This window comes from Microcoleus sp. K4-B3 (genome assembly GCF_036704615.1).
Taxonomy (GTDB): Bacteria; Cyanobacteriota; Cyanobacteriia; order Cyanobacteriales; family Microcoleaceae; genus Microcoleus.
Genome location: NZ_JAUBSF010000032.1, coordinates 32,807 through 59,416, shown reverse-complemented (window position 1 = coordinate 59,416; position 26,610 = coordinate 32,807). Strand labels below are relative to the sequence as shown.

Annotated in this window: 15 protein-coding genes and 1 pseudogene; 9 read left to right on the top strand and 7 right to left on the bottom strand. The window is 45.3% G+C overall.

Annotated features, from left to right (window positions below; genetic code table 11):
- Positions 1 to 769 precede the first annotated feature (769 nt).
- From QUA78_RS15855 to QUA78_RS15815, 9 genes are all read left to right on the top strand, one after another.
- Positions 770 to 1,207: a CdiA C-terminal domain-containing protein gene (locus QUA78_RS15855; RefSeq protein ID WP_333302189.1), complete on the top strand. Its 438-nt coding sequence runs from the start codon at positions 770 to 772 to the stop codon at positions 1,205 to 1,207.
- Between the two features lie 11 nt (positions 1,208 to 1,218).
- Positions 1,219 to 1,602, top strand: a complete 384-nt coding sequence (locus QUA78_RS15850) for a hypothetical protein (protein WP_333302188.1) — start codon at positions 1,219 to 1,221, stop codon at positions 1,600 to 1,602.
- Between the two features lie 55 nt (positions 1,603 to 1,657).
- A complete protein-coding gene (locus QUA78_RS15845; protein WP_333302187.1) occupies positions 1,658 to 2,197 on the top strand; it encodes a Uma2 family endonuclease in 540 nt (179 codons plus the stop codon).
- 196 nt (positions 2,198 to 2,393) lie between these two features.
- A complete protein-coding gene (locus tag QUA78_RS15840; RefSeq protein WP_333302186.1) occupies positions 2,394 to 3,575 on the top strand; it encodes a GTPase in 1,182 nt (393 codons plus the stop codon).
- A 129-nt stretch (positions 3,576 to 3,704) separates the two neighbouring features.
- On the top strand, positions 3,705 to 4,250 hold the full coding sequence (locus QUA78_RS15835) for a Uma2 family endonuclease (RefSeq protein ID WP_333302185.1): 546 nt from the start codon (positions 3,705 to 3,707) through the stop codon (positions 4,248 to 4,250).
- Between the two features lie 243 nt (positions 4,251 to 4,493).
- Entirely contained in the window at positions 4,494 to 4,811 is a 318-nt protein-coding gene (locus tag QUA78_RS15830) for a 2Fe-2S iron-sulfur cluster-binding protein (protein ID WP_333302184.1), read from the top strand.
- A 57-nt stretch (positions 4,812 to 4,868) separates the two neighbouring features.
- On the top strand, positions 4,869 to 5,060 hold the full coding sequence (locus tag QUA78_RS15825) for a hypothetical protein (protein WP_333127563.1): 192 nt from the start codon (positions 4,869 to 4,871) through the stop codon (positions 5,058 to 5,060).
- A complete protein-coding gene (locus QUA78_RS15820; protein WP_333302183.1) occupies positions 5,057 to 6,247 on the top strand; it encodes a DUF3326 domain-containing protein in 1,191 nt (396 codons plus the stop codon). The genes QUA78_RS15825 and QUA78_RS15820 overlap by 4 nt, the downstream gene beginning before the upstream one ends.
- 31 nt (positions 6,248 to 6,278) lie before the next feature.
- Positions 6,279 to 6,872: a CPBP family intramembrane glutamic endopeptidase gene (locus tag QUA78_RS15815; protein WP_333302182.1), complete on the top strand. Its 594-nt coding sequence runs from the start codon at positions 6,279 to 6,281 to the stop codon at positions 6,870 to 6,872.
- A 346-nt stretch (positions 6,873 to 7,218) separates the two neighbouring features.
- On the opposite strand, the gene QUA78_RS15810 is transcribed toward QUA78_RS15815, so the two are convergent.
- The 7 genes and pseudogenes from QUA78_RS15810 to QUA78_RS15780 all read right to left on the bottom strand — a co-directional run bounded on the left by QUA78_RS15810 (position 7,219) and on the right by QUA78_RS15780 (position 26,287).
- Complete coding sequence (locus QUA78_RS15810; protein ID WP_333302181.1) at positions 7,219 to 8,253, bottom strand: methyltransferase; 1,035 nt, start codon at positions 8,251 to 8,253, stop codon at positions 7,219 to 7,221.
- Positions 8,254 to 8,526: 273 nt separating this feature from the next.
- Complete coding sequence (locus tag QUA78_RS15805; protein ID WP_333302180.1) at positions 8,527 to 9,099, bottom strand: REP-associated tyrosine transposase; 573 nt, start codon at positions 9,097 to 9,099, stop codon at positions 8,527 to 8,529.
- A 133-nt stretch (positions 9,100 to 9,232) separates the two neighbouring features.
- Positions 9,233 to 13,075: a beta-ketoacyl synthase N-terminal-like domain-containing protein gene (locus tag QUA78_RS15800; RefSeq protein ID WP_333302179.1), complete on the bottom strand. Its 3,843-nt coding sequence runs from the start codon at positions 13,073 to 13,075 to the stop codon at positions 9,233 to 9,235.
- Entirely contained in the window at positions 13,068 to 17,687 is a 4,620-nt protein-coding gene (locus QUA78_RS15795) for an amino acid adenylation domain-containing protein (RefSeq protein WP_333302178.1), read from the bottom strand. The genes QUA78_RS15800 and QUA78_RS15795 overlap by 8 nt, the downstream gene beginning before the upstream one ends.
- Positions 17,688 to 17,788: 101 nt before the next feature.
- Positions 17,789 to 18,967: pseudogene (locus QUA78_RS15790) on the bottom strand (non-ribosomal peptide synthetase); the annotation flags it as partial.
- Positions 18,968 to 19,135: 168 nt separating this feature from the next.
- Positions 19,136 to 20,170, bottom strand: coding sequence for a methyltransferase (locus tag QUA78_RS15785; protein ID WP_333302177.1), 1,035 nt, complete (start codon positions 20,168 to 20,170; stop codon positions 19,136 to 19,138).
- 285 nt (positions 20,171 to 20,455) lie between these two features.
- Positions 20,456 to 26,287: an amino acid adenylation domain-containing protein gene (locus QUA78_RS15780; protein WP_333302176.1), complete on the bottom strand. Its 5,832-nt coding sequence runs from the start codon at positions 26,285 to 26,287 to the stop codon at positions 20,456 to 20,458.
- Between the last annotated feature and the right edge of the window lie 323 nt (positions 26,288 to 26,610).

Here is a 26,610-nt window from a genome sequence, read left to right as displayed (position 1 = left end):
ATTTTTGGCTGGCATACTTCTGGCTTTTCTGTGACTTGTGATTTATTATTATACCAGTTTTAATGCGAAACAGCTTATAGAGTAAATGTAACTTATGAGCTTTCTGAGGATATTTGTGAAATCCTTAAAAAGAAAGAAGAGTATAAAATAATATATAATCCAGAGAATAAAATAAGATATAATCCAGAGAATATGGAGGTATTACCGTATGACACTCTAAAGGATTTTGAAAACGAAGTTAAGAAATATCTGAACATGCTCGACGATGAGAATTATAAATAAGGGCTAAAAAAAGGTAAGAAGAATATGCAATTAAAAATTGAAAAACTATTAAAAATTAATGATATCTACTCAATAAAGAAAAAGCTAAAATAACTCAAAGAATCCTATTTAATGTGACATCACTGTGTTCTCAATACCAACTTAAGTTTACAAGGGTTGTGGGATAAAATCATCGTCTTTACCCGCCATAATAGTAATAGCAGGCTTCTTGCAAAAGTGCCATTAATTGTCAGAAAATCAAAGAGAATTTATTGTTTCATAGTTTATACTTATCTTAAGTCTTTGCTAAAAGTTTAAGTAACTTTTTTGCTGGTAAGCCTGTAAGATGGCATATAGAAAGAACTAGAGATAGTGTTAGTATTAGGGTAATAGTAGAACCTGATGGGAGAGGAATCATTGTATTGACTAAGTGAGAAACCCGGTTCTTTTTCTCAAGTGACTTGGCTCATAATGTGCGATAATTCACCAAAATTTTAAATAACCAAAAATGGTGAATAACGGGACTAACCAAACCCCTAAGCAAAATTCAGCTAATTGTGGCAGTATTGATGAATCAGAAAGAGCTTTTGCTGCAACCGAAAGAGCGATTGCTGAATTTCTGGAAAGAGAGGGAAAGAATGTTAAAGCCTTGGTAGAAAAAACCGATGGAGGTAGAAATCCCGATGCTGAGGTAGATGGAAAATTCACTGAATTCAAAAGTCTAGATGCCGGTGCTACAAGCGCGACAGTAAAAAATCAGATCAACAACTCGATTAGACGAGGGGGACAAGCTAGGGATATAATTATAGATGCTAGGGTGTCTGGGTTGATAGAGGCTGAGGCTGAACGAGGTTTGCAGAGGGCGAAAAATATTACACGCGGAAAAATTGATAGCGTCCGAATTATTGGCGATATCTATGACATCACTTTTACTGAGTTTCAATAAAGGAGGTTTTTATGTCTCGCACACTAGATATTTTTGTAGACTTTCCACAGGACATCGAACATTTAATCAAAGAATTAGAGTTTATATTGGCTCTTAAATTAGAGCTGGTTTCTGATGGCATTGACAACTGGTATGAGTTTCGTAACTCAACAATCACTCTTACAGTAGGAAAGCATGATTTTGAAAATGATAAAGAGCTCACATTTGAAGAATACCCTTACAACCTATCAATCAGAGCGCTGAACATCTCGAATGAACTTGAGAGGCAAAAGTGGTGTGATGATTTTGCTAGTTATGTTTTCCAAAAGTTGAAAGCTACAGAAAGGTATCGTTTAATGCTGGTGGATGACCTACAAGTGCAGTTAGAGGAGTTTGCCCCCGTCGTGAAGGTTTGATCGAACATCATACAGGCAAGTTCTGAAACCGATTTGTAAAAACGAGGAAATGACTATGGTCACTGCTACTGCCGCACAGAAGCATTTTACTCTAGAAGAGTTCATGGCTCATCCCCCCGACCAGATGGAATGGGTGGACGGACAACTCGTGGAGAAAAATGGAGCCACGCTCAAGCATGGTAAAATTCAATCAAGCCTGGGTTGTGCTTGGGCAAATTACATGATTTCCAGCAAACAAGGAGGAGAAGTTTATATTTCACCACCTTGCCGCACTAACCAACAAATTCGCCGCCCCGATGTCGCTTATCTTACACCCGAATTAGTTGCACAATTTGGCAATCTTGCCACTTTACCCCAAAGTTTCCCTTTAATTGCCGAAATAGTTTCACCCACCGATATCGCTGAAGATGTATTTCTCAAAGCACAGGAATATTTAGAATCAAGCTGTCAGGAAGTCTGGTTAGTTTTTCCCGAAAGTCGTTTAATATTCGTGATGACTCAAAATCCAATATTGACATTTCGATCGGGCGATACCGCCAGCACCCAACAAATCCTGACAGGTTTTAGCATTGATGTCGATCGATTGCTAGCTTAAACTAAATTCTACAACCTTTCATTTAGCAGCACGCGACACAAAACTCTCCTCTACCCGTTGCACCAGTTCTTAAATCAAATTGCTACAATATTCTTAAGACTTCCCCAGTCCGCCTTCGCGGACTTCGTTTGTAGAGCATTGGAATTATATTCGGTGGTATTGAATTAATATCCCACCATTATCGGAGCAAACCGCCATGTCAGACGACTTTTCCTTAGACGAGCTTTTAAATAGAAGTTACTACGCCTTCAAAGATGCAGAAAATCAAGTGGGACAGTGCAATGTTTTAGTCATCGGCAAAACCGGAGTCGGCAAAAGTACCCTGATCAATTCCGTTTTTCGCCAACGCTTAGCAGAAACCGGAGTCGGCCGCCCCATAACTCAAGGCATTCGCCAATATACAAAACCGAATTGCCCAATTACAGTCTACGATACTCCCGGACTCGAACTCAACGCCGAACAAATTAAAGTTATTCAATTAAACGTTGCTAAACTAATTGAAGACCAAAGACTCCTGCACCCTAAAGAACACATTCACGTCATTTGGTACTGCATCAATCACAGCGCCAATAGAATAGAATCTGTGGAGGAAAGCTGGCTAAAAGAAATGGAAGTCAAAGATGTACCAGTGATTTTAGTGCTGACTCAGACGACATCTAAAAAGCCGAGCGAATTTTTCAAGCAACTGGAACACATGAATTTACCAGTCAGTCAAATTATCCCCGTCATGGCTGAACCGGAAGAAATAGATGAGGATTATACAGTAAAATCTCACGGTTTAGATAAGTTGGTAGATGCAACTTTTCAACTGCTGCCCGAAGTAGCTAAAAAAGCTTTTGTTAAAGAACAAATTGCCAACATAGCGCTCAAATCAGATATGGCATTTAAGTATCTAAGTGCTTATGTTGCAGGTTCTGCCATTGTCGGTGCGACTCCTGTACCGTTTGCTGATGCGCCGATTTTGATGACGATGCAAACGGCAATGATTGCTAATATTACAGTGATTTTTGGAATGCCCTTTGATAAGGGGTTTATTTCGGCGATGCTGTCGGCAATTAGCGGTGCTGGCGGGGTGACTGCTGTTGGCAGAAGTATTGTTACTAATTTGATTAAAATGATTCCTGGTGCGGGTACTGTTGTCGGCGGTGCAATCTCCGGTGCAACGGCAGCAACTCTCACGCTTGCCCTCGGTTTGGCTTACATTGAAGTGCTTAAAGCTTATATGAAAGCTCAAGTTAATGGGGAACAACTTTCTTTGCAGCAGTTAACCAAGATGTTTGTGGAAATGTACAAGGATTATGCTAGTTCTGGGCGTAAAACTTTGAAGGATGAGCAACAGAATCAACCTAAACCTCCCAATCAAATTGAGATTGATTAAATTGGGCATGGGGCATAGGGCATGGGGCATAGGGCATAGGGCATAGGTTATTTGTTAGTTCCAATTACCAATTCCCAATTACTACCAATTGATTGCTACAATATCAGTGAATTCTGCAAAAGGGAGTAAATGGCTATGGTAATGGCTGCCGTTTTATCAGAAAATGTTTCTCTAGAAGACTTTATGGCTAATCCCCCCGAGTGCATGGAATGGGTGGAGGGGCAAATCGCGGAGAAAAATGGCATGACAGTAAAACACAGTCGAATTCAATCTAGACTAGATCGTTCTTGGGGAAATTACAAAGATTCTAGCGGACAGGGAGGCGAAGTTTATGTCGAAGTTCCTTGTCGTACTGACAGGCGAGTGCGCCGTGCTGATGTAGCTTATCTGACTCCTGAACTTGTGGCTCAATTTGGCGATGTTCCTACTTTGCCTCAAAGTCCGCCGTTAATTGCTGAAATAGTTTCTCCTATTGATAGTGCAGAAGAGATTTTTCTTAAAGCACAAGAGTATTTAGATTCGGGTTGTCTGGAAGTTTGGATAGTTTTTCCAGAAAGTCGCTGGATATTGATCGTGACTCAAACTCAAAAGTTAAGCTTTAATCAGGGTTCTACCGTCAGCACTCAGTTAGTGCTGACGGGTTTTAGTGTTGCTGTTGAGGAATTGTTGGCTTGAAGGCAAAAATTAGTTACGTATAAGTGCTTTCTGGCAGAGTTCGCCCGCGATCCTCGTGATAATTTGTGAAACAGTCCTTGACAAAATGCAGATCGCTCGCCCCAGGCAATTAATAAAAATTTTTAGCAATAAAAAGTGCAGTTGTAAATTTGCACAAAATCACCAACAGCGGTAAAATACTCATTGCTTTGTTTGCAAATCTAGCGTAAATTCCAATTGGGAATTAAAACGAATAATTGAAATATGTCTAAGACTTACACTGTTGAATTGATCCACCAAGGCTCTACCTATACGGTTGAAGTGCCGGAAAATCAACAAATTTTGCGGGCGGCCAATGCTGCGGGCATTGATCTGCCGAACTCTTGCAATGCGGGGGTTTGTACTACTTGCGCTGCTAAAGTTATTGAGGGTGAAGTTGAGCAAGTTGATTGCATGGGCGTTAGTCCCGAACTTCAGGCAGAAGGTTATGTGTTGCTGTGCATTGCTTATCCCCGATCGAACTTGAAGATAGAAACCGAAAAAGAAGACATTGTGTACCATCGCCAGTTCGGTAAATCCTAGGACTAAGCTAAAATTTACCTAAGTACCGATCGCAGTAAAACCACTATGGATCGCCCGATGACTACCCATTTCATTTCCGCAGAAGTTGACCTCCACGATACCGCCGAAGAATTGCACTCGGCTATTGAAATTGAACTGCAAAAGCACGGGGAACCCCTGCGGTGGGCAGTCACAGACGTGGATGTCGATCGGCAAAAGGCTGTGGTAGAAGGCTACGTGCTCGTGGAAGCATCCCCCGCAACAGTGTGAACCGGCGCCCTTTAACAGTGGTTTTGATAGTCCCCACAGGCGTTGGAGCCTCGATTGGTGGGTTTGCAGGAGATGCGCTGCCCGTTGCTAGGGCGATCGCCCAAATTTCAGATACCCTGATCACTCACCCCAACGTCCTCAACGGCGCTCAACTTTATTGGCCGATACCTAACGCTCTCTACGTTGAAGGTTACGCCCTTGACAAATTTGCTGCCGGATGCTGGGGCTTACAACAGGTACATCAAAATCGCATCGGCTTAATCCTAGATTCCGCGATCGAACCAGACTTGCAGTTGCGGCACTTGCAAGCCGTTGATGCTGCTAGAGCCACATTAGGTTTGAATATAACGGATTGCATTTTAACCGATCGCCCCCTGCAAGTAGAATTGCGTATTTCTGAATCAGGGGCATCCTGGGGGACGATCGGCAATCCAGACAGTTTATTGCGCGCTGCAGAAAAATTGATCGAACAAGCAAGAGTAGAGGCGATCGCAGTTGTAGCCAGATTTCCCGACGATGAAGGCAGCCTTGCCCTCGAAAACTACCGCCGCGGCAAAGGAGTTGACCCCCTCGCCGGCGCGGAAGCTGTCATCAGCCACCTCATCGTCAGGACGTTTAAAATCCCCTGCGCCCACGCCCCCGCGCTGTCTGCGCTTCCCCTCGATCCGCACCTGTCCCCGCGATCGGCTGCTGAGGAAATCGGCTATACTTTCCTACCTTGCGTCCTTGCCGGCCTCAGCAAAGCTCCCCAATTTGTCACTCCTGCTGTGGGACACGCATCTTGCCTGTCGCAGGTATTGGGCGGGCATCTGGCCCGCACGCAGGTATTGGGCGGGCCAGATGCCCGCCCCACAAGAGAGAAATTCTATGCAAACAGGCGAGATTTCGAGTCCCAGGATTTGTGGGCCGATCGAGTCGATGCGGTGGTGATACCCGCCACAGCCTGCGGCGGCAGTGCTATTCTGAGTTTGAGCGGGCGATCGTCCGTACAAATCATCGCTGTGGGCGACAACAAAACCCAGATGCAGGCGACTCCAGAAAAACTCGGAATCAAAGCTTTGCAGGTAAACTCATATTTAGAGGCGATCGGAGTTTTGGTCGCTTTGCGAGCGGGCATTAGTCCAGTTTCCTTGGGTGCAGACATCTCCTCCCTGCGTTGTTTGTCTGACTCAACAAAACAAATCTAAAATCTCAAACCTCAAATCTAAAAGTGATTAAGTGGCAGAAAAACTTCCCGGAAATCCTGAAATTGAACCCTTGACGCGCACCCAAGTTTTAGTAGCAATGGGCGTGACAGCAATTATGTTGCTGGCGGTAGCTAAATTGTGGTTGCTATTTGGATCGGTATCGCTTTTGCCAGTCAAATTGATAGGAATGGACTTGCTCAAAGGATGTGCGCTCGGACTGGCAATTACAGGCGGCAGTGCGATCGTTTATCACCTCTGGCCCGGTTATCGCCGGAGTGCGGATGTGTACTTGGAAGTAGTGCTCAAACCTTTGTTTTGGCCTGATTTAATTTGGCTGGGACTGCTGCCGGGACTTAGCGAAGAATTGCTATTTCGAGGCGTGATGCTGTCTGCTTTGGGATTGAATGTTACCGGTTTAGTTTTATCGAGTTTTTGTTTCGGCATTCTGCACTTGGGAGGCATGGATCAGTGGCCTTATGCTGTTTGGGCAACGGCTGTCGGATTGCTGTTGGGTTACAGCGTTTTAGCTACTGGGAATTTGTTAGTGCCAATTACGGCTCATATCTGCACGAATTTGATTTCTAGCTGTGTTTGGAAGTGGGAAAATCATGCGGTGAAGCGGTAGGATAGATGGATATCGACCATAAACCGGGCGATTGAAATTGCTAACAACGCGATCGCACAGTCAAAGTCCGATCGTTTTTTCGCTTGGCTGCAACATAATGGTGAGGTATTTGCCTGACACATAGCAAGTTCGATGCTCTGTTTGGACTCACAATTTGTTCAAGTCCCGATAATAGCAATTATGAAAAATATTCCTACAGTCATGAGGTTGGATTGCACTTCGTTCCACCCAACCTACTTTTGTTGTTGTTGCAGAATTTTTCAGAATTGCTATAAGAGGATGGAGATTAATTGAGCAATAGGAATCCTACACCAGAATAATCCCGGTGTTTTTAGAGCTGGGAATGTCAAGCAGGTTTCGCCTCGATCACACTTACTGGCCCTTTTGTTTCTATCATATTAGTCACTTTAAACCCTGCGGAAGAAAGTAAATTATAAAATTCATCCTTTGTCCGCATAAAAGTACCCCCCAGAATGAACAAAGTTAAGCTACCCATGCCAATAAATGGCGACATTTTGCCTTCAGGCAACATAAAATCAACAATCATCAGCCGATCTTTAGCTGTCATAGCTTGATAGCAATTTTTAAGAATTGTAATAGCATGAGCATCGTCCCAATTGAGAAGGACACGAGAGAGTAAGTAAAGATCGCCAGTAGGGGGAACCGCCTCAAAAAAGCTGCCTCCAACTATTTGACACCTATCTGCAACTCCAGCCACTTCCAAAACCGGATTTGCATCGACAACAACATCTTCGCGATCGAACAAAATAGCTTGTAGCTTGGGATTCGCATTCAGAATCACAGCCGTTAGAGTTCCAATTCCCCCTCCAACATCCACAAGTGTCTTAACGTCTGAAAAATCATAAGCTTCAAGCACCGGAAGCAGCCACTCCCTTGTTGTCTCCTTCATCCACTCATTAAAATTTACTGCAGCATCAGAATTCTGCTTCAAATAGCTATAAAAATTAGTCTTAAAAGTATGTTCAAATGGAGTTTCTCCAGTCTTTATACCGTAGAGTAAATTCCCCCATCCCTGATATAGTTCATCACCCATTGCCATCACTGTACCTCGTAAAGAATCAGAAGTACCAGTTATAAGATGTTTTCCCAGAGAATTTAAGCAAAACTTTTCATTATCTTCCAGAGAAAATACACCAACGCTTACTAGCATACGCATCAGGTGATAAATACCCTGAGAATTTACACCAGCAGCTTTCCCCAGTTCATCAGCAGTCTTAGAACCATCATTCAGAATATCTGCAATTTCTAGTTTTGCCGCTACAAAAAGAGCCTGGGATATTTTAAACCCGTACATCATTTCTAGTAGCAATGACGATGAGTTTTCGTCTTCTGGTTGTGCATTCTCTGTATATAAAGTCATGAATTCTCCTTAAAAAATCATCTATTTAAAAATTGCAGAGGTAAGTAGTTGGGCTTCAGCCCTCTTAAAAAGTACGTAGTTGGGCTTCAGCCCTCTTAATGCGCCCAAGCGGTACGTACAGAGGTAAGTAGTTGGGCTTCAGCCCTCTTAAAAAGTACAGAGGTAAGTAGTTGGGCTTCAGCCCTCTTAAAAAGTAAGTAGTTGGGCTTCAACCCTCTTAAAAAGTACGTAGTTGGGCTTGAGCCCTCTTAATGCGCCCAAGCGGTAAGTACCTTAATCATCCCATCCTTTTCCACAATCTCTTACCGGATATTCTACCCATGCACTTCTTAGCCACTCTCTTCCATGATACTCTAAATACGAATGTAAGCTACTCGCTGACCAATCATAAGGAGATTTTGCCCAGCCATGTTTGACAGGATTGTAATGGATATAATTAATGGTTGTATAATAATGTCTTTCCGAACGAATAGCGCGATCGCTAAACGAATGCCACACTTTACCTGTAAGATTCTCCTCAAGATTCCATTGTCGAGCTAATGGGCCGTGAATGGAACGAAAGAGTACACTTAAGTGTGACATATTAATATGATGCACTAAGAGATGATAATGATTTGGTAAAACTACCCAAGCATTAATTTCTATACCATCTGAAATAAACCTATCAAAAATTATATCTAAAAGTTGCTGACGGCGTTCCTGAGTATTAATGCGAGATTTATGCTCAAAACAACTAACTGTAAGATGGTAAAATTCAGAATCTTGCACTGGATGAGGTGGAGAATGAGCAGGATATCCCTTAGCCAACCTTTGATTGACAAGTTGCACCCGTTCTTCGAGTGTCAATTTACGATATTCATACATAAAGGTAAGTAGTTGGGCTTCAGCCCTCTTTAAAAGTAAGTAGTTGGGCTTCAGCCCTCTTTAAAAGTAAGTAGTTGGGCTTCAGCCATAAGAGGGCTGAAGCCCAACTACGTACCTAATCAAGATATACTCTAAGTTGTTCAGCCATAACCTGAACATGAGGAGGGTAATTCATAGTAATATGATTTCCCGGCACTTCTCGAACCTCTACTCCTCCTGTAGCAACCTCAATCCAGGGCAATTCTGGATTTTTGGCATTAACTTCATTTTGCTCTGTAGCACGGAAAAATATAATTCGACCTCCATAAGTTTGAGGGATGTAATTTAGCATCGCTTGGGCGTGTACTTTAAACAGATGAAGAAACTGGCGAATCTGAGGTAATCCAAAATCGGGAGGAACTACCCTATTAGCGATCTTTACCTGCTCCAAAAAATAGAGAAGTTGCTCATCAGGCTCTAGTTTTTGAAGGACATCCATAGAAAGAGATAGATTGAACCCAACACCTAATAAATATAGCAAAATTGCTGTATCATCTTCCGTTTCTAAAACAGGCATTTGACCTGGACCAGGAGTATCTATTAAAGTTAGCAGTGCTATCTTTTCACCTTGGGCATTGAGTTGCTGTGCCATCTCAAAAGCAACAGTGCCTCCAAAGGAAGAACCACCCAAAAAATAGGGGCCTTCAGGTTGTTGAACTCGCACTGCTTCAATATAGCGAGCAGCCATTTCCTCAACTTTAGTAAAAGACTCAGTTTCCCCATCTGAGACGTGCGCTTGTATTCCAAAAATAGGCCGATCAGAACCTAGATAACGTGCTAAATCCCGATAAATGTAAACGTGACCGCCTACCGGATGAACTAAGAACAAAGGTTGTTTAAAACTACCGCGCTGAATTTCTACTAATAAAGATTCAGAAGCTGGCTGGAGTAGCTGGTTAGTATTATCCGATAAGTCGGAATTGTCTTTAATTAATGCCGCCAAAGCTGCAATAGTCGATGATTGCAATAGGCTATGGGGAGACAAGGATTTTTGCAGTGTTTCGTTTAATTTAGTTATTAGTTGAACGGCTAATAAGGAATCTCCGCCTAAATCAAAAAAATCATCATGAATCCCTACTTGCTCGATACCGAGAAATTCTTGCCAGATACTAGCCATAGTTTGCTCAATCTCATCTCTAGGAGCAATATAGGTATTGTCTAAATTCGGTCTAGAGTGGTGTGGTGTTGAATCGACTGGTTGGGAATTTTCATCTGGTAAAGATGCAATTTTAATCGGTTGCTCGATTCCTGGTGCTTCAATCCAATAACGTTGGCGCTCAAACGGATAGGTCGGCAATGGGAGACGATAACGCTGCTCATCAGCATAAAATTTAGACCAATCTATTTGTACTCCTCCTAACCAGAGTTTACCCAATGTAGTAAGTAAGAAAGCTAAATCTGAATTTTGGTCTTGTGGATGGCGCAATGAAGAAATTACAATCTGCTCAGCCCCCTTGTTAGGATGCTGTTTTGCTAGCGTGTTCAACGTCCGTCCGGGCCCCACTTCTAGCAATATTTGATTTTGGTCTTTTAATAGCTGTTGTAACCCATCTGCAAAGCGTACTGTTTGCCGCAAATGTTGAGCATAATAACTCGGATTTGTCGCCTCTGCCGCTGTAATCCAATTACCAGTAACGTTCGACAAATATGGAATTTTAGGCGATTTCAGCTTAACTTTTTGCACCTGTTTGGTAAATGGTTCTAAAATTGGCTCCATCATCTGTGAATGGAAGGCATGAGAAGTGTGCAATCTGCGACAATCTACACCTTTATCGAGTAGTTTTTGTGCCAATTCATCTACGGCATCAGTAGCACCTGAAACCACGCTCATAGATGCTCCGTTAATCACAGCTAAATCGAGTTTATTGCCCAAAAATGCTTGCACTTGCTGTTCTGGAAGTGGAACTGCAAGCATGGAACCACTCGGCAGTTGTTGCATTAATTTACCTCGTGCAGCTACCAAGGACAAGCCATCTTCCAAGGAAAAAACACCTGCTAAACAAGCGGCTACATATTCACCAATACTATGACCAATCATCGCTTTAGGATGTACTCCCCAAGACATCCACAATTTAGCTAAAGCGTACTCGATCGCAAACAGTGCTGGTTGTGTGATCGCCGTCTGTTTTAGTTGGTTTGTAGCTGCTTCTGCTTGTGCTTCACTTGGATAAAGTACGTCGCGTAGATCAATTTCCAAGTGAGGTTTAAGAATTTCCGAACATAGATCGATTTGTTCGCGAAATGTTGGTTCAACTTGGTATAGTTCCAAGCTCATATTGATGTACTGCGAACCCTGTCCTGAGAACATAAATACGACAGGTCGATCTTTAGACTCTTGGAAGCTAGTAAAAACTCGTTTTGCATCGAGTGTTTCGAGGGCAATAACACTTTCTTCTATGTCATTACCAACTACTATCCGTCGATGGCTGAAAGCTCTTCTACCAACTTGAAGCGTATAAGCAACATCAGCAAGATTTCCATCTGGATGTTGCTTTAAATATTCGCTCAAATTTACCGTTGCACTATCAAGTGCAGAGCTAGTTTTTGCCGATAAAACCAACAGTTGTGATGGTCTAGATTCTCCCGATTTTTCTACAGTAGGCGCTTCTTCTAGTACCACATGAGCATTAGTTCCACCGATGCCAAAAGAACTAACTCCAGCACGACGGGGAGTTTTACCTGCTTTCCATTCGGAAAGCTTAGTATTGACATAAAAAGGACTGTTTACAAAATCAATCTTGGGATTAGGCTGTTCAAAATGCAAGCTAGGCGGTATTAACTTGTGTTTGAGAGCTTGGACAGTTTTGATTAAGCCAGTGACACCAGCAGCAGTATCCAAATGTCCGATATTGGATTTGGCAGAACCGATCGCACAAAAGCCTTTTTTCTTAGTTTCAACAGAGAAAGCTTGCGTCAGCGCCGCAATTTCGATCGGATCGCCGAGGGGTGTTCCGGTTCCGTGAGCTTCTATATAGCTGATAGTTTCAGCGGGAATTTCTGCTAGTGCTAGAGCATCTGCGATCGCCCGCGCTTGACCATCTATACTGGGAGCTGTGTAGCCAATTTTGAAAGCACCATCATTATTAAGCGCAGAACCTTTAATCACCGCATGAATATAATCTCCGTCTGCGATCGCCTCCTCTAATCTTTTCAAAACCACAATTCCCACACCGCTACCGCTAACAGTTCCCTGTGCCTTAGCATCAAAGGCTCTACAGTGTCCGTCTGGCGAAAGAATCATTCCCTCTTTATAAAAATATCCTGTTTTTTGGTTAGTGCCAATAGAAACGCCACCAGCCAAAGCCATATCGCATTGATAATTTAGCAAACTTTGGCAAGCCATGCTAATAGCAACCAATGAAGTAGAACAGGCTGTTTGGACAGTAATACTCGGCCCTTTCAAGTTTAATTTGTAAGAAACGCGAGTTGACAGGAAATCTTTCTCATTGGCGATCGTAAGTTGGAAATCTCCAACTGATTCTCTGAGCTTGCGGTTGGGATAAAGGTTGTGCAATAAATAAGTATTGAAACTCCCTGCACCTGCGTAAACCCCAATCGAACCTTCGTAAGTTTCCGAGTTGTAGCCAGCATTTTCTAGAGCCTGCCAAGCCGACTCCAAGAAAAAGCGGTGTTGTGGATCTGTGATTTCAGCTTCTCTAGGATTAAACCCAAAAAATGAAGCATCAAACAACTCAATATCTTCTAGTACGGCTCTTGCTTTTACATAGCGGGGGTCACGCACCACTGATTGGTCAATACCTAAAGATTCTAATTCTTGTTCAGAGAAGAAAGAAATAGATTCCACACCATCGCGTAGGTTTTGCCAGAACTCATCAACATTTTTAGCACCAGGAAAGCGACCGGCCATGCCGATGATAGCGATACCTTCTATAGACTCGGAAGTTTCAGAGTTATCCATTTTTATTCTTTCCTTGCAAGCGCTGTTTTTGCTTTTGGCGATGGATTGCGTCTTTTTGTTTATTGATGCGATCGCGGCTTTGCCCAACAGAGGATTTTTCCTCGGGTTCCTCACTTAAATATTTAGCCAAAGAGCTGATGGTTGGATATTTAAACATCTCCATCATTGAAACATCTCTGTCGATCGCTTCTCTCAGTTTACTCTGAGCCTGAGCCATCAGTAATGAATGACCGCCTAAATCGAAGAAATTATCATCGACACCGAGTTTCTCTAGGTGTAATACCTGTTGCCAAACGGTAGCGATCGCTTGCTCGATATCGGTCTGCGGTGCAACATAAGTTGTTTCTAACTCTATTTTAAGAGCATCTGGAACTGGTAGCGCCAGAGCGTCTACTTTGCCGTTGGGTGTCAGCGGCAAGGCATTCAAGAACACAAAGCTGGAGGGCATCATATAGTTGGGCAGCTTCTGCTTGAGAACATTGCGTAAACTCCTCACCGCTGTGCGTTGCAAAACTTTCCAGAAACCCTGAGTTTCCAGAAGATACGCTATGCTCTGTTGAAAAAGATCTTGTTCGATCGCACCCAGAGCCAACTCAATCCCTGCTTGGTTTCCCCGACACCAAGCCACACTTCCCGCCAACCACCGCTCTTCACCGGAACCGGGCATACGCAAGCGCAGGCGGACGGTTTGACCGGGCCCACAAGTATCTGGCACGCCCAGTATGCCGACGCCACCGATGGAAATGTCTTCTGTGCGAAGTTCCACCGCTGGATGACCGTCAAATTCTCCCAGACACTCGCTCTTGAAGGGAGTACGTTCTGGTGTGAGGTTGGAAACGATATAGGCTACGAGGCGCTGATTGCCGGACGTATCTTCCCGCTTCATAACTACAGACTCTCGTACATCCGGGTGTTGGCTCAATATCGCCTCGATATCGCCCAGTTCGATGTCCAATAAATTATCATCGACACCAACTTTTTCTGGGTGTAATACTTGTTCCCAATCTGTAGCGATCGCATCTTCGATCTCAGTCTGGGGTGGAATATAATCCAACTGTGGGTTAAAAGTATCTGGCTCTGGCAGGGTCTTGCGGTCTATTTTGCCGTTGGGTGTCAGCGGCAAAGCATTCAAAAACACAAAGTTGGAGGGCATCATATAGTTGGGCAGCTTCTGCTTGAGAACATTGCGTAAACTCCCGACTGCTGTGCGTTGCAAAGCTTTCCAGAAACCCTGAGTTTCCAGAAGATACTCTATGCTGTGTTGAAAAAGATTTTGTTCGATCGCACCCAGAGCCAGCTCAATCCCTGCTTGGTTTCTCCGACACCAAGCTACAGTTCCCTCCAACCATAGCTCCCGATCTAATCCGGGCATACGCAAGCGCAGGCGGACGATTTGACCGGGCCCACAAGTATCTGGCACGCCCAGTATGCCGACGCCACCGATGGAAATGTCTTCTGTGCGAAGTTCCACCGCTGGATGACCGTCAAATTCTCCCAGACACTCGCTCTTGAAGGGAGTACGTTCTGGTGTGAGGTTGGAAACGATATAGGCTACGAGGCGCTGATTGCCGGACGTATCTTCCCGCTTCATAACTACAGACTCTCGTACATCCGGGTGTTGGCTCAATACCGCTTCAATCTCGCCCAGTTCGATGCGGAAGCCGCGAATTTTAACCTGCTGGTCGATGCGACCGAGGAATTCGATATTGCCGTCGGGTAGGTAGCGGGCTAAGTCGCCAGTTTTGTAGAGGCGATCGCCTTGTTCATGGCTAAAGGGGTTGAGGATAAAGCGATCGGCTGTTAGGTCGGGTCGGTTGAGGTAGCCCCGCGCTAAACCAGCACCACCAATATACAATTCTCCCGGAATGCCGATCGGGACAGGTTGTTTTTGGGCATCTAGAATATAGACCTGCGTGTTGGCGATCGGTTGTCCTATAGGAATAGAATTTTCTATCAGATTTACCTCTGTTATCCGGTAGCAGCAGGTGAAGGTGGTGTTCTCCGTCGGGCCATAACCATTAATCAACTGGCATCCTTTTAGTTCTTGCAGCACTTTTTGTACGTGAGGTACAGATAATACATCGCCCCCCGCTAGTAGTTGACGTACCTGTTTTAAGTCCTCTAACTGTTCGTCCACCATGATGTGAAACAATCCAGCGGTGAGCCACAGCGTCGTGATCTGGTATCCCCGAATAGCCTGTCCTAACTCCTGCAAAGATGGTGTATGAGGGGGCATGATTACCAACCGTGCTCCATTGAGCAGGCTGCCCCAAATCTCCAAAGTCGAGGCATCAAACGAGATAGGAGCCAACTGTAGGAAGACTTCTTCTGCACTTAGGTTGACATAGTTGGTATCTTTGACTAACCGCACTACGCCCTGATGGATGACGCTAACCCCTTTGGGTATCCCGGTAGAGCCTGATGTATACATCACATAGGCTAAGTTGTCAGGTGTCACTTGAGGTGAGAGATTTTCCTCACTCTGTCGCTCAATGACTTCCCAGTCTGTGTCAAGGCAAACGATACGTGCTTGGTGTTCAAGAAGAGATTCGACCAACCGCGTCTGAGTCAGCAGCAGTGGCACAGAGGCATCTTCTAGCATGAAGGCCAACCGCTCTTTAGGATAAGCCGGGTCTAGCGGTACATAAGCCCCACCAGCTTTGAGAATGCCCAGCAGACCTACTACCATTTCTAGCGATCGCTCTACACCAATACCCACCAATACCTCTGGCCCCACACCCAAATTCCCAAGGTGGTGCGCTAGCTGATTAGCTCGTTGATTCAGCTCTTTATAGGTAAGTTGCTCATCCTCAAAGACTACTGCCACCGCATCAGGTGTCTGCTCCACCTGAGCCTCAAATAACTGATGGATACACTTATCCTTGGGGTAATCTGCCTGAGTATCATTCCAAGCCACCAGAATTTTGTGACGCTCTGGATCAGATAGCAGCGGAATTTCAGCAACGCAACAGGCAGGGTCGGTGACAATACCTTGCAAAAAAATAGCAAACTGATCTTGCATCCTGGCAATGCTGTCATCATCCAACGCCGAGGTGTTATAGAACCAAAAGCATTCTTTTCCATCTGACGCAATAACTAGAGTCAGCTCATTCCCAGGCTCTGCTTGGTAGTTATCCAGCTTTTCTACCCGCTCTACGACCACCGGAAACATTTGCTCACAATCAGTCTGCGACAATGAACGAAGAGCCGGATACCGACGCACGACATCACGCGCATAAGTCAAGTGAATTTTGGTTAACTCCACCTGTTTCCTAAAAGCTTCAAAAACTTCCTCAAAACTTTGCTCGTACTCTATATCTACCCGACGAGGAACATGGGAGGCAAAAAGGTTTTCCAGTCCTACCATCTCCTGCTGTAACTTTACATCACTAAATCCGATATCAAAACATCCAGTTCCTCCGATACGAGCAAGATAAGTGGCAAAAGCAGCTTCCAGAAATTCGCCCAGGTTCCATGCTGGATGGCGTTTTTCCAGAAAGGTAGTGATCTCATGTGAGATGGGTATCTCTACACTCGCGTACTGCTTCGACTTTAAGTGCGATACACTCCTCTGTGCATAGGGAATCTTGATGGGCTGTAACCTCGTCAGTCTCTCTACCCAGAAAGCCTCGTGCTTAGCGATTAACGCATCAAACCTCTCAATGCGCTTCACCCTATCCGGCTCGATGTCTTTAAACTGATACCCAACTTGCAGTCTAAATCTCGCGACCAAATCAGGAATCGGTAGCACTTGACCACCTATAGTTAGCACCTGGTGCAGCGCTACGGAATAACTTGCTGTAGAAACTTTAAGAAAACTCGGTTCAATCGCTGTTATCGTTCCTGGAGGAGACTTAGGTTGGTCACCTAATACTTCGAGCTTAGAGACTACGATCGAGTTGTTCCCTATGACCAACTTTGCCCGACCTAATCGATTGGGGTATGGACCAAAGTCCAAAGCCCTAACGAAGGCATCTATATCATGGGCACAACAATTGAATGAGATCACACCTCCAGCACGAGGCCTTTTGTAGCGCCCAAAATAGGTTCGCTCATCTAGATTCGGCTTGCTCACCTTGGCTTGACCACTTGAAAGTTCGTCAATTAACTGAGCAAATGAACAAATGGCAGCCTCATAACACTTCCCATTGAGGGTAAAAGCGGTCTCGTCTGAGTTAATTTCGACAGAAATCTGCTTGAGGATATTACCCCCGTCAACCATAGCGCTCATCACATGCCAGGTAACCCCATGAGTCTTCTCCCCATGCATCAAAGCCCAAGAGGTAGCATTCACTCCCGCATATCTTGGCAGGAGGGCGTCATGGTAGTTGATGGCCTCAATGCGCGGCAACTCCAAAATTTCTTTGGGTAAAACGGAGTTGTTGACAATGCTGAACAGGTAATCAAAAGGCTGCTGACTTAAAACTGCTACGAGATTATCTGTTTGCTGGATGTGAGGTATGTCCTTTCCTTTCGCCCAGCTACTTATCGATGCATCAGAGGAGATGACGCCTAAAATCTGATGACCCCGCTCTAAAAGAAGTTCAGCACATTGGATAGGTAAAGTTCCTTCTCCAATAAGAAAGCAACTAAATTGATTCTGAGTATACATATTTTTATTGCTTATAGTTTGAGCCAATCAATTCAACAATGTTTGCCACAGGGTCTTTCCACTGCGAAAGAAAATCACTTCATTCCGTATTAAGAGCGATCAACTGTTTCTGAATTCCCATCCAAACAGATGACACGCGCTTGGTGTTCGGGAAGAGACTCGACTAAATGCTGTTGTGTAAGCAACACTGGCGTCTTGGAATGTTCCAACATGAATGCCAGTCTGTTTTGGGGATAATTCGGATCTAGTGGTACATAAGCTCCGCCAGCTTTAAGAATAGCCAATAAACCTACAACCATCTCTAGCGATCGCTCTACACAGATGCCCACCAATACCTCTGGCCCAACACCCAAATTCCCAAGGTGGTGCGCTAGCTGATTCGCTCGTTGGTTCAGTTCTTTATAGGTCAGTTGCTGGTCTTTAAAGACTAATGCGATCGCGTCGGGCGTGAGCTCTACCTGCTCTTCAAATAACTGATGTATACAAGCATCTTTAGGGTAATCGGTTTCGGTATTATTCCACGCCACTAACTGCTGCCATTCAAACTCAGTTAACAGAGGTAACAGGGCAATTTTCTGTTCTGGGTTAGCAACAATGGCTTCGAGTAAAGTCTGAAAATGCCCGATCATCCGCTCGATTGTGTCAGCATTAAACAAATCTGTGCTGTACTCAAAACGACCAACTAAGCCCTCCGATGTCTCCTGTAATTCCAGGGTTAAATCAAACTTTGCCGTTTCGGTATCAATATCTAACTCGCTCCAATTCAGCATCGAATCAACGCCTGACATTGGCGGTTGCAAAACAAAAGCAACTTGAAACAGGGGATTTTGACCTAAATTCCGCTCTGGGTGCAGTGCTTCTACCAACTTCTCAAAAGGTAAATCTTGGTAAGCAAATGCTCCCAAAGTCACTTCCCGCACCCTTTCGAGCAACTGCTCGAAAGTAGGGTTGTCCTTGAGATCGGTACGCAGCACCAAGGTGTTGACGAAGCACCCAATTAGCTGCTGAATCTCTGGCTGGTTGCGTCCTGCGGTGACAGTGCCTACTACAATGTCGGTCTGCCCCGTGTAGCGATAGAGTAAGGTTTTGAAGGCTGCCAGCAGTGTCATGTAGAGGGTAACACCTTCTTTTTGACTTAATGAAGCGATCGCTTCACTCAAAGTTTGAGGTAGCGCGACACATTGCTTTGCACCCCGAAAACTTTGCATTGGCGATCGCATTCGATCAGTCGGCAGTTGCAGTGTTGGCAGATTCGCTAGTTGCTGCTTCCAATAGGCGAGCGGGTTGGCTTCTTCACGTAGTAGTTCTTCCATCGGGTCTGTAATTGACACTTGAGCGCACCCCCTGTTTGATTGATTACGTGTTTTGCAAAAACTATGCTCTGTGATGTTGGCTCGTTCATCGTTCAGAATTCACCCGCACCACTTTGCCTTGTGACAAACTTGTTTTTAAGCACGTTTCGCCTCTATCGCACTGAACGGCCCATTTATTTTTATCATATTATTCACTTTGAATCCAGCGGATGAAAGTAAATTACAAAAATCATCCTCTGTACGCATAAAATTTCCGCCCAGAACAAACAAATTTAAGCTAATCATACCAATAAATGGCGACACTTTTCCTGGAGGGAAAATACAATCAATAACCATCAGCTTATCTTTAGCTGTCATAGCTTGGTAGCAATTATTAAGAATTGTAAGAGCTCGATCGTCGTCCCAATTGAACAGGACGCGAGAGAGTAAGTAAAGATCGCCACCAGGGGGAACCGAATCAAAAAAGCTGCCTCCAACTATTTGACACCTATCTGCAACTCCAGCCACTTCCAAAACCTGATTCGCATCGATAACAACATCTTCCCGATCAAACAAAATGGCTTGCATATTGGGATTTCCATTAAGAAGAACAGCCGTTAGAGTTCCAATGCTTCCTCCAAGATCCACAAGTGTCTTAACTGCTGAAAAATCATAAGCTTCAAGAACCGGAAGCAGCCACTCCCTTGTCGTTTCTTTCATCCATTCATTAAAATTGTCGCCAGCCTCAGCATTCTGGTTCAAATAACTATACAAACTCGTGTTGAAAGTATACTCAAACGCAGTTTCGCCAGTCTTCATACCGTGTAGTAAATTCCCCCATGCCTGATATACTTCATTACCATTTGCCATAACTGTACCCCGTAAAGAATCAGAAGTACCCGTCAGGAGATGTTTGCCAAGAGAATTTAATTCAAACTTCTCATTATTTTCCGCAGAAAAAACACCAATACTTACCAGCAGACGCATCAGGTGATAAATACTACGAGAATTTACATTGGTAGCTTTGGCAAGTTCATCGGCAGTTTTAGCTCCATTACTCAGAATATCGGCAATTCCCAGTTTAGCCGCCACAAAAAGAGCCTGGGTTTTTTTATACCCATAGATTATTTCTAGTAGCGCTGACGATGAGCTTTCACCTTCAGGTTGGGCATTGTCTGTATATAAAGCCATCTGGTTTTCTCGAAAAGTTATCTGTAAAGATTTATAGGAAGCCTGTGATCGCAATGAAATGGTGACTTAACCAGTAGCAGTATTTTTTAGAGTATCTACCATATTGGCAGATTTTAGAACAATTACACAATACTCAGAGATTTGTCAAGAGTTACTACAAACTTTTTTACTCTTCTGAATTTTGTAGTAAAATACACTAGCACAGTTTCGATAAATGAACCAGTTATCCGGTGTCACCCCGCTGTATAACGAGCGATACCATCTATAGAGTTGTGATTTTCAGAGTTATCCATTTTTATTCTTTCCTTGCAAGCGCTGTTTTTGCTTTTGGCGATTGATTGCTTCTTTTTGTTTTTTAATGTGTTCTCGACTTTGCCCTAAAGAGGATTTTTCCTCTGGCTCCTCACTTAAGTACTTAGCCAAAGAGCTGATAGTTGGATATTTAAACATCTCAATCATTGAAACATCTCTGTCGATCGCTTCGCGCAGTTGGCTATGAGCCTGAGCCATCAGTAATGAATGACCGCCTAGATCGAAAAAATTATCATCTACACCTACTTTTTCTAAGTTTAATACCTGTTGCCAAACTGTAGCGATAGCTTGTTCTCTCTCAGTTTGGGGTGCGATATAAGTTGTTTCCAATTGTGGGTTAATAACATCGGGAGCTGGCAGCGCCTTACGGTCTACTTTACCGTTTGGTGTGAGCGGCAAATGATTCAAAAACACAAAACTGGAAGGGATCATATAGTCGGGGAGTTTCTGCTTCAGAAAGTCCCGCAAGCTCCCGACTGTTGTGCGTTGCAAAACTTTCAAGAAGCCCTGAGTTTCCAGAAGGTAATCTATGCTTTGTCGAACTAGAGCCTCCTCAGTCCGGCTGAGGGCGAACTGAATCCCACATTGCTGGCCTTGTCGCCAGACTATCCTGCCCTCCAACCATTGCTCCTCACTCAAACCAGGTAGGCGCAGGTACAGACGGACGGGTTGACTGGGCTGATAAGCATCTGGTACACCTATTATGCAGACACCACCAATGGAAATGTCTTCTGTGCGAAGTTCCACCGCAGGACTTCCGCCAAATTCTGCCAGACACGGGCTCTGATAAGGCACTCGTTCTGGTCTGAGGTTAGAAGTAATATAAGCTACTAGGCGCTGGTTGCTGGAGGCATCCTCCCGGTTGATAACTAGAGACTCCTGCACATCCGGGTGTTGGCTCAATACGGCATCGATCTCGCCGAGTTCGATGCGGAAGCCACGAATTTTAACTTGGTGGTCGATGCGGCCTAGAAATTCGATGTTGCCGTCGGGTAGATAGCGGGCTAAGTCGCCAGTTTTATACAAGCGCTTGCTCGGTTCCTCGCTAAAGGGATTGGGGATAAAGCGATCGGCTGTTAGGTCGGGTCGGTTGAGGTAGCCCCGCGCTAAACCAGCACCACCAATATACAATTCTCCCGGAATGCCGATCGGCACAAGTTGTAGTTGGGCATCCAAAAGATAAACCTGCGTGTTGGCAATGGGCCGACCGATGGGCGGTAGCTCTTTACTATCGGTACATTCGGCGATGGTGGCACAGACGGTGGATTCGGTCGGCCCATAGGCGTTAAAGAACCGACGACCTGATGACCATTTAGCTATGAGGTCGGGGGAGCAGGCTTCTCCGGCGACTATTATTGTCCGCAACGCTGGTAGTTCATTCGCGGGCAGTACCGCTAGCACTGATGGTGGTAGCGTAACAGTCGCGATCGCAAAGTCGCGCAAAAGCTCAATTAGAGTTGCTCCTGGTAGCAGAGAGTCCCGCGTTCCCATTACTAGGGTAGCTCCCGCCAACAAGGCCATGACAACCTCCCAGATCGAGGCATCGAAGCTCACAGAGGCGAACTGGAGGACACGGCTGTTAGGTTGCACATTGAAGATCCGCATCTGTGCTGTAGCTAGGTTGCTTAGCCCAGAGTGCGCCACTAGAACACCCTTGGGCTTCCCAGTAGACCCCGAAGTGTAAATCACATAGGCCAGATTCTCAGGGGTTAAGCTGCATCCAAGGTTTTCCTCACTCTGTCGCTCAATGATTTCCCAGTCTGTGTCTAGGCAAATGATACGCCCTTGATGTTTGGGAATAGATTCAACTAACCGCGCCTGAGTCAGCAGCACTGGTACAGAGGCATCTTCTAGCATGAAAGCTAAACGCTCTGGGGGATACGCGGGGTCTAGCGGCACATAAGCCCCACCAGCTTTGAGAATGCCCAGCAGACCCACTACCATTTCTAGCGATCGCTCTACACAGATGCCCACCAGTACCTCTGGCCCCACACCTAAACTGCGGAGATGGTGCGCTAGCTGATTCGCTCGTTGGTTCAGCTCTTTATAGGTAAGTTGCTCATCTTCAAAGACTAATGCGATCGCATCGGGCGATCGCTCTACCTGCTCTTCAAACAACTGGTGTATACAAGCATCTTTAGGATAATCGGTTTCCGTATTATTCCACGCCGTTAATAGTTGGCGTTCCAACTCAGTTAAAAGAGGCAACTCGGCAATTTTCTGCTCTGGGTTAGCGACGATGCTTTCCAGTAATGTCTGAAAATTTCCCAACATCCTAGTGATGGTTGCCGAATCAAATAAGTCAGTGTTGTACTCAAGGCGACCAATGATGCCGAATGGTCTCTCATCAAGCTCAAGGTACAGATCAAACTTTGCCGCACCGGTATCGATATCTAGCTGGCTGATTTTCCATTCATCCATTTCTAGCAGCGGGGGTTCGAGGACAAAGGCGACTTGAAATAGAGGGTTATGGCTCAGATTCCGCTCTGGCTGTATTTCTTCTACTAGCTTCTGGAAGGGCAATTCTTGGTAGGCATAAGCCCCTAAAGTCACCTCCCGCACTCTCACCAGTAATTCCTTAAAACTGGGGTTGCCAGAAAGGTCAGTACGCAGAACTAAAGTGTTGAGGAAGTAACCAATCATCCCCTCTAGCTCTTGTCGGTGGCGGATGTTAGCGGTAGTACCCACAGGAATATCGGTCTGCCCTGTATAGCGGTAGATCAATATCTGGAACGCTGCCATCAACATCATAAACAGAGTGACACCCTCCCTACGACTGAGATCCTTAAGCATCTCGGTTAGGCTCAGAGGTAGGGCTAAACATTGCCTCGCACCGTGAAAAGTCTGCACTGGCGATCGCGATCGGTCACTGGGCAGTTGCAGTGTTGGCAGATTAGCTAATTGCTGCTTCCAGTATCTCAGTGGGTTTTCCAGCACCTCGCCCTGTAGCCATTGCCGCTGCCAGTGGGCAAAGTCCGCAAACTGAATCGGCAGTTCTGGGAGGGGCGATGGCAAGCCTAAAGAAAGGGCGGTGTAGAGTTCCGCGACTTCCTTCAACAACACGCTGTATAGAGAAACAGCATCAATAACAATGTGGTGTATGGTCAGGAACAACCTGTAATCTGTCTCGCCCAACTGCATGAGAGTAGCCCGCAGCAGTGGCCCAAGGGCGAGGTCAAAAGGCTGTTTCGCTTCCAAAGTTGCCAGCCGTAAAGCTTCAGACTCCCGTTCTACCTCTGGAAATTCCCCAAGATTTACCACTGGCAACGTAAATTTAAAGGCATCTTGAATTACCATCACTGGTTGCCCATTCACAAGAGCAAAGGTGGTTCGCAAAATTTCGTGACGCTTGATGATTTCGCTGATGCTGTGCTCTAGTGCGGCAATATTGACAGAACCAGGCAGGCGAATGGTAATCGGTTCGTTATAGAAAGGTGTATCGGGAGCCAGTTGACATAGAAACCACAGTTGTTGCTGGCTGAAAGATAAAGGCAAGTCCTGGTTCCGGGAAATTGCTTGAATTGGCGGAGCCTGGGGTATGGGAGCTTTTTGACTGGCGATTTCCAGATTGTGAGCAATATCCGCTACTGTGGCAGACTCAAACAAGGTACGCAACGGTAATTCCACCTGGAAGGTGTCTCGCATTCGAGTTGCAATCTGCGTGACTAGCAGAGAGTGACCTCCCAATTCCAAAAACTTGTCGCGAATACCAACTCGCTCTAGTCCCAGCACTTGGGCCCAGATTCCTGCCACTACCTCTTCGACAGGAGTTTGAGGTGCTACATAATCTTGTCGTACTTCGGAAATTTTAATGGCAGGCGCTAATAGCTTCTGCCGATCTATTTTGCCGTTGGGCGTTAGCGGCAAGGTTTTCAGGAACACAAAGCTGGAGGGCACCATGTATTCGGGCAACTTATCTTTCAGGAAGTTACGCAACTTTCCTGCGACGGTGCGTTGCAAAAATTTTAAGAAGCCTTGGGTTTCTAAAAGATAATCTATGCTCTGCTGAATTACAGCTTCTTCAGTGGGTGTGAGAGCTAACTCAATCCCTGCCTGATTTCCCTCACACCAAGCAACAGTTCCCTCAAAACATTGCTCTTCGGTATTTCCGGGTAGTACGAGGCGCAGACGAACCTGCTTACCTCTTGACCAATCATCGGGAACCCCAACCACGCCGATACCACCGATGGATATGTCTTCTGTGTGTAGTTTAACGGAGTGATCGCCGTCAAATTCTGCTAAACACTCGCTTTTGAAGGGTGTGCGTTCTGCGGTGACTTTGGAAACAACATAAGCTACCAAGCGCTTCTGTCCGGGTACATCCTCTTGTGCTGCTACCACTGCTACCTGCACGTCTGGGTGTTGTCCCAGCACTGCTTCAATCTCGCCGAGTTCGATGCGGAAGCCGCGAATTTTCACTTGGTGGTCGATGCGACCTTGAAATTCGATGTTGCCATCCGGCAGATAGCGACCCAAATCGCCTGTACAGTAAAGGCGATCGCCTGTGTGCGGATGAGTGATGAAGCGCTTGCTAGTCTTTTCCTCATCTCGCCAATAGCATCTCGCTAAACCGATTCCTCCAATATAAAGCTCCCCGACTACTCCCTCTTGACACGGCTCCATCGCTTCGTTGAGCACGTAAAAATGTTGGTTGGTCATTGACCTACCGTAAGGGATGCTTTTCCATGCTGGGTCAACGGTTTCGATGGGATATAAAATCGACCAGATGGAAGCCTCGGTTGCACCTCCTAGACCGATAATCGCAGGGGTTGAAGGTTGGTCTAGCTCAGATATTGCACTCCTGCACTGGGTGGGCGGGACGCCCACCCCACCAGAGGCTGATTTTTCTTGTGGGATGGGCATCTTGCCCGTCCTACTCAATTGAGTTGCAATATCCAAGTCTAAACTTTCGGACACCGACCTAGAAACTAAAGCTTTGATTTGAGCTGGCAAAGTCAGGGGTATCCAATCGCCGCTGAGAAGAACTAATCGCAGAGATGAAGGTAAATCTTTGCTATGACTAGCGGCATAATCCACAAGCATCTGCATCAAGGCGGGTGCGGAGTTCCAGATGGTGATTTGTGCTTGGGCGATCGTATCCACCCAGTGAGCTGGATCTGGCGATGCTGAGGATTGGGGGATAACAACGGTTCCTCCCGCAGCCAGCAAGCCGAAAATGTCGTATACAGATAGGTCGAAGCTGAGGGAGGATAGAGCTAAGACGCGATCGCCTGCTCCTACTTGAAAGCGGTGGTTAATATCGAGGAGTGTGTTAACGGCACCGCGATGCTCGATCGCTACTCCCTTCGGTTGACCAGTAGAGCCGGATGTGTAAATCACATAAGCTAAATTATCCGGTGTCACCCCGCTGTCTAGGTTTTCTTCGCTGAAGCGATCGACTATTTCTGAATTCCCATCTAAACAGATGACACGCGCTTGGTGTTCGGGAAGAGACTCGACTAAATACTGTTGTGTAAGCAATACTGGCGTTTGGGAATGTTCCAACATGAATGCCAGTCTGTTTTGCGGATAATGCGGATCTAGCGGTACATAAGCTCCGCCAGATTTGAGAATACCCAACAGACCTACAACCATCTCTAAAGAGCGCTCCACACAGGCTGCAACCAATACCTCTGGCCCGACACCCAGAGTCTTCAGATAATGCGCCAACTGGTTAGCTTGGGAGTTTAATTCCTGATAAGTTAGCTGCTTCCCTTCAAAAATTACTGCAATAGCCTCAGGCGATCGCTCTACTTGGAACTCAAATAGCTGGTGGATGCACCTATCTTGAAAATTACCTAGCATTTTATTCTTCCTTCGAGCAAGCAATACTGAGTTTTTTGCTCCGTTCCCATAAGCGTTGCGGAGTTTAAGAGCGGTTCCTAGCCAAAAGACTTAAATTATTTCAGTAAGTTTGCCCTCATCTTGGGGTGATAGCGGCAAACAACAACCCAATAAAGCTAGCTTCGGTAGACTTTTGCTGCGATCGCCTAATTGCCTTATTATATAAGTTAAGCGAGGTGTTTTTGTGATCTAGGTCACTATTTAATCTACCTTTTTAAGAGAGCGATGAAAATATTTACCCTTCGCCCCGTCGCTTTTCTAATGCCACAAGGAAAGTAAATTCC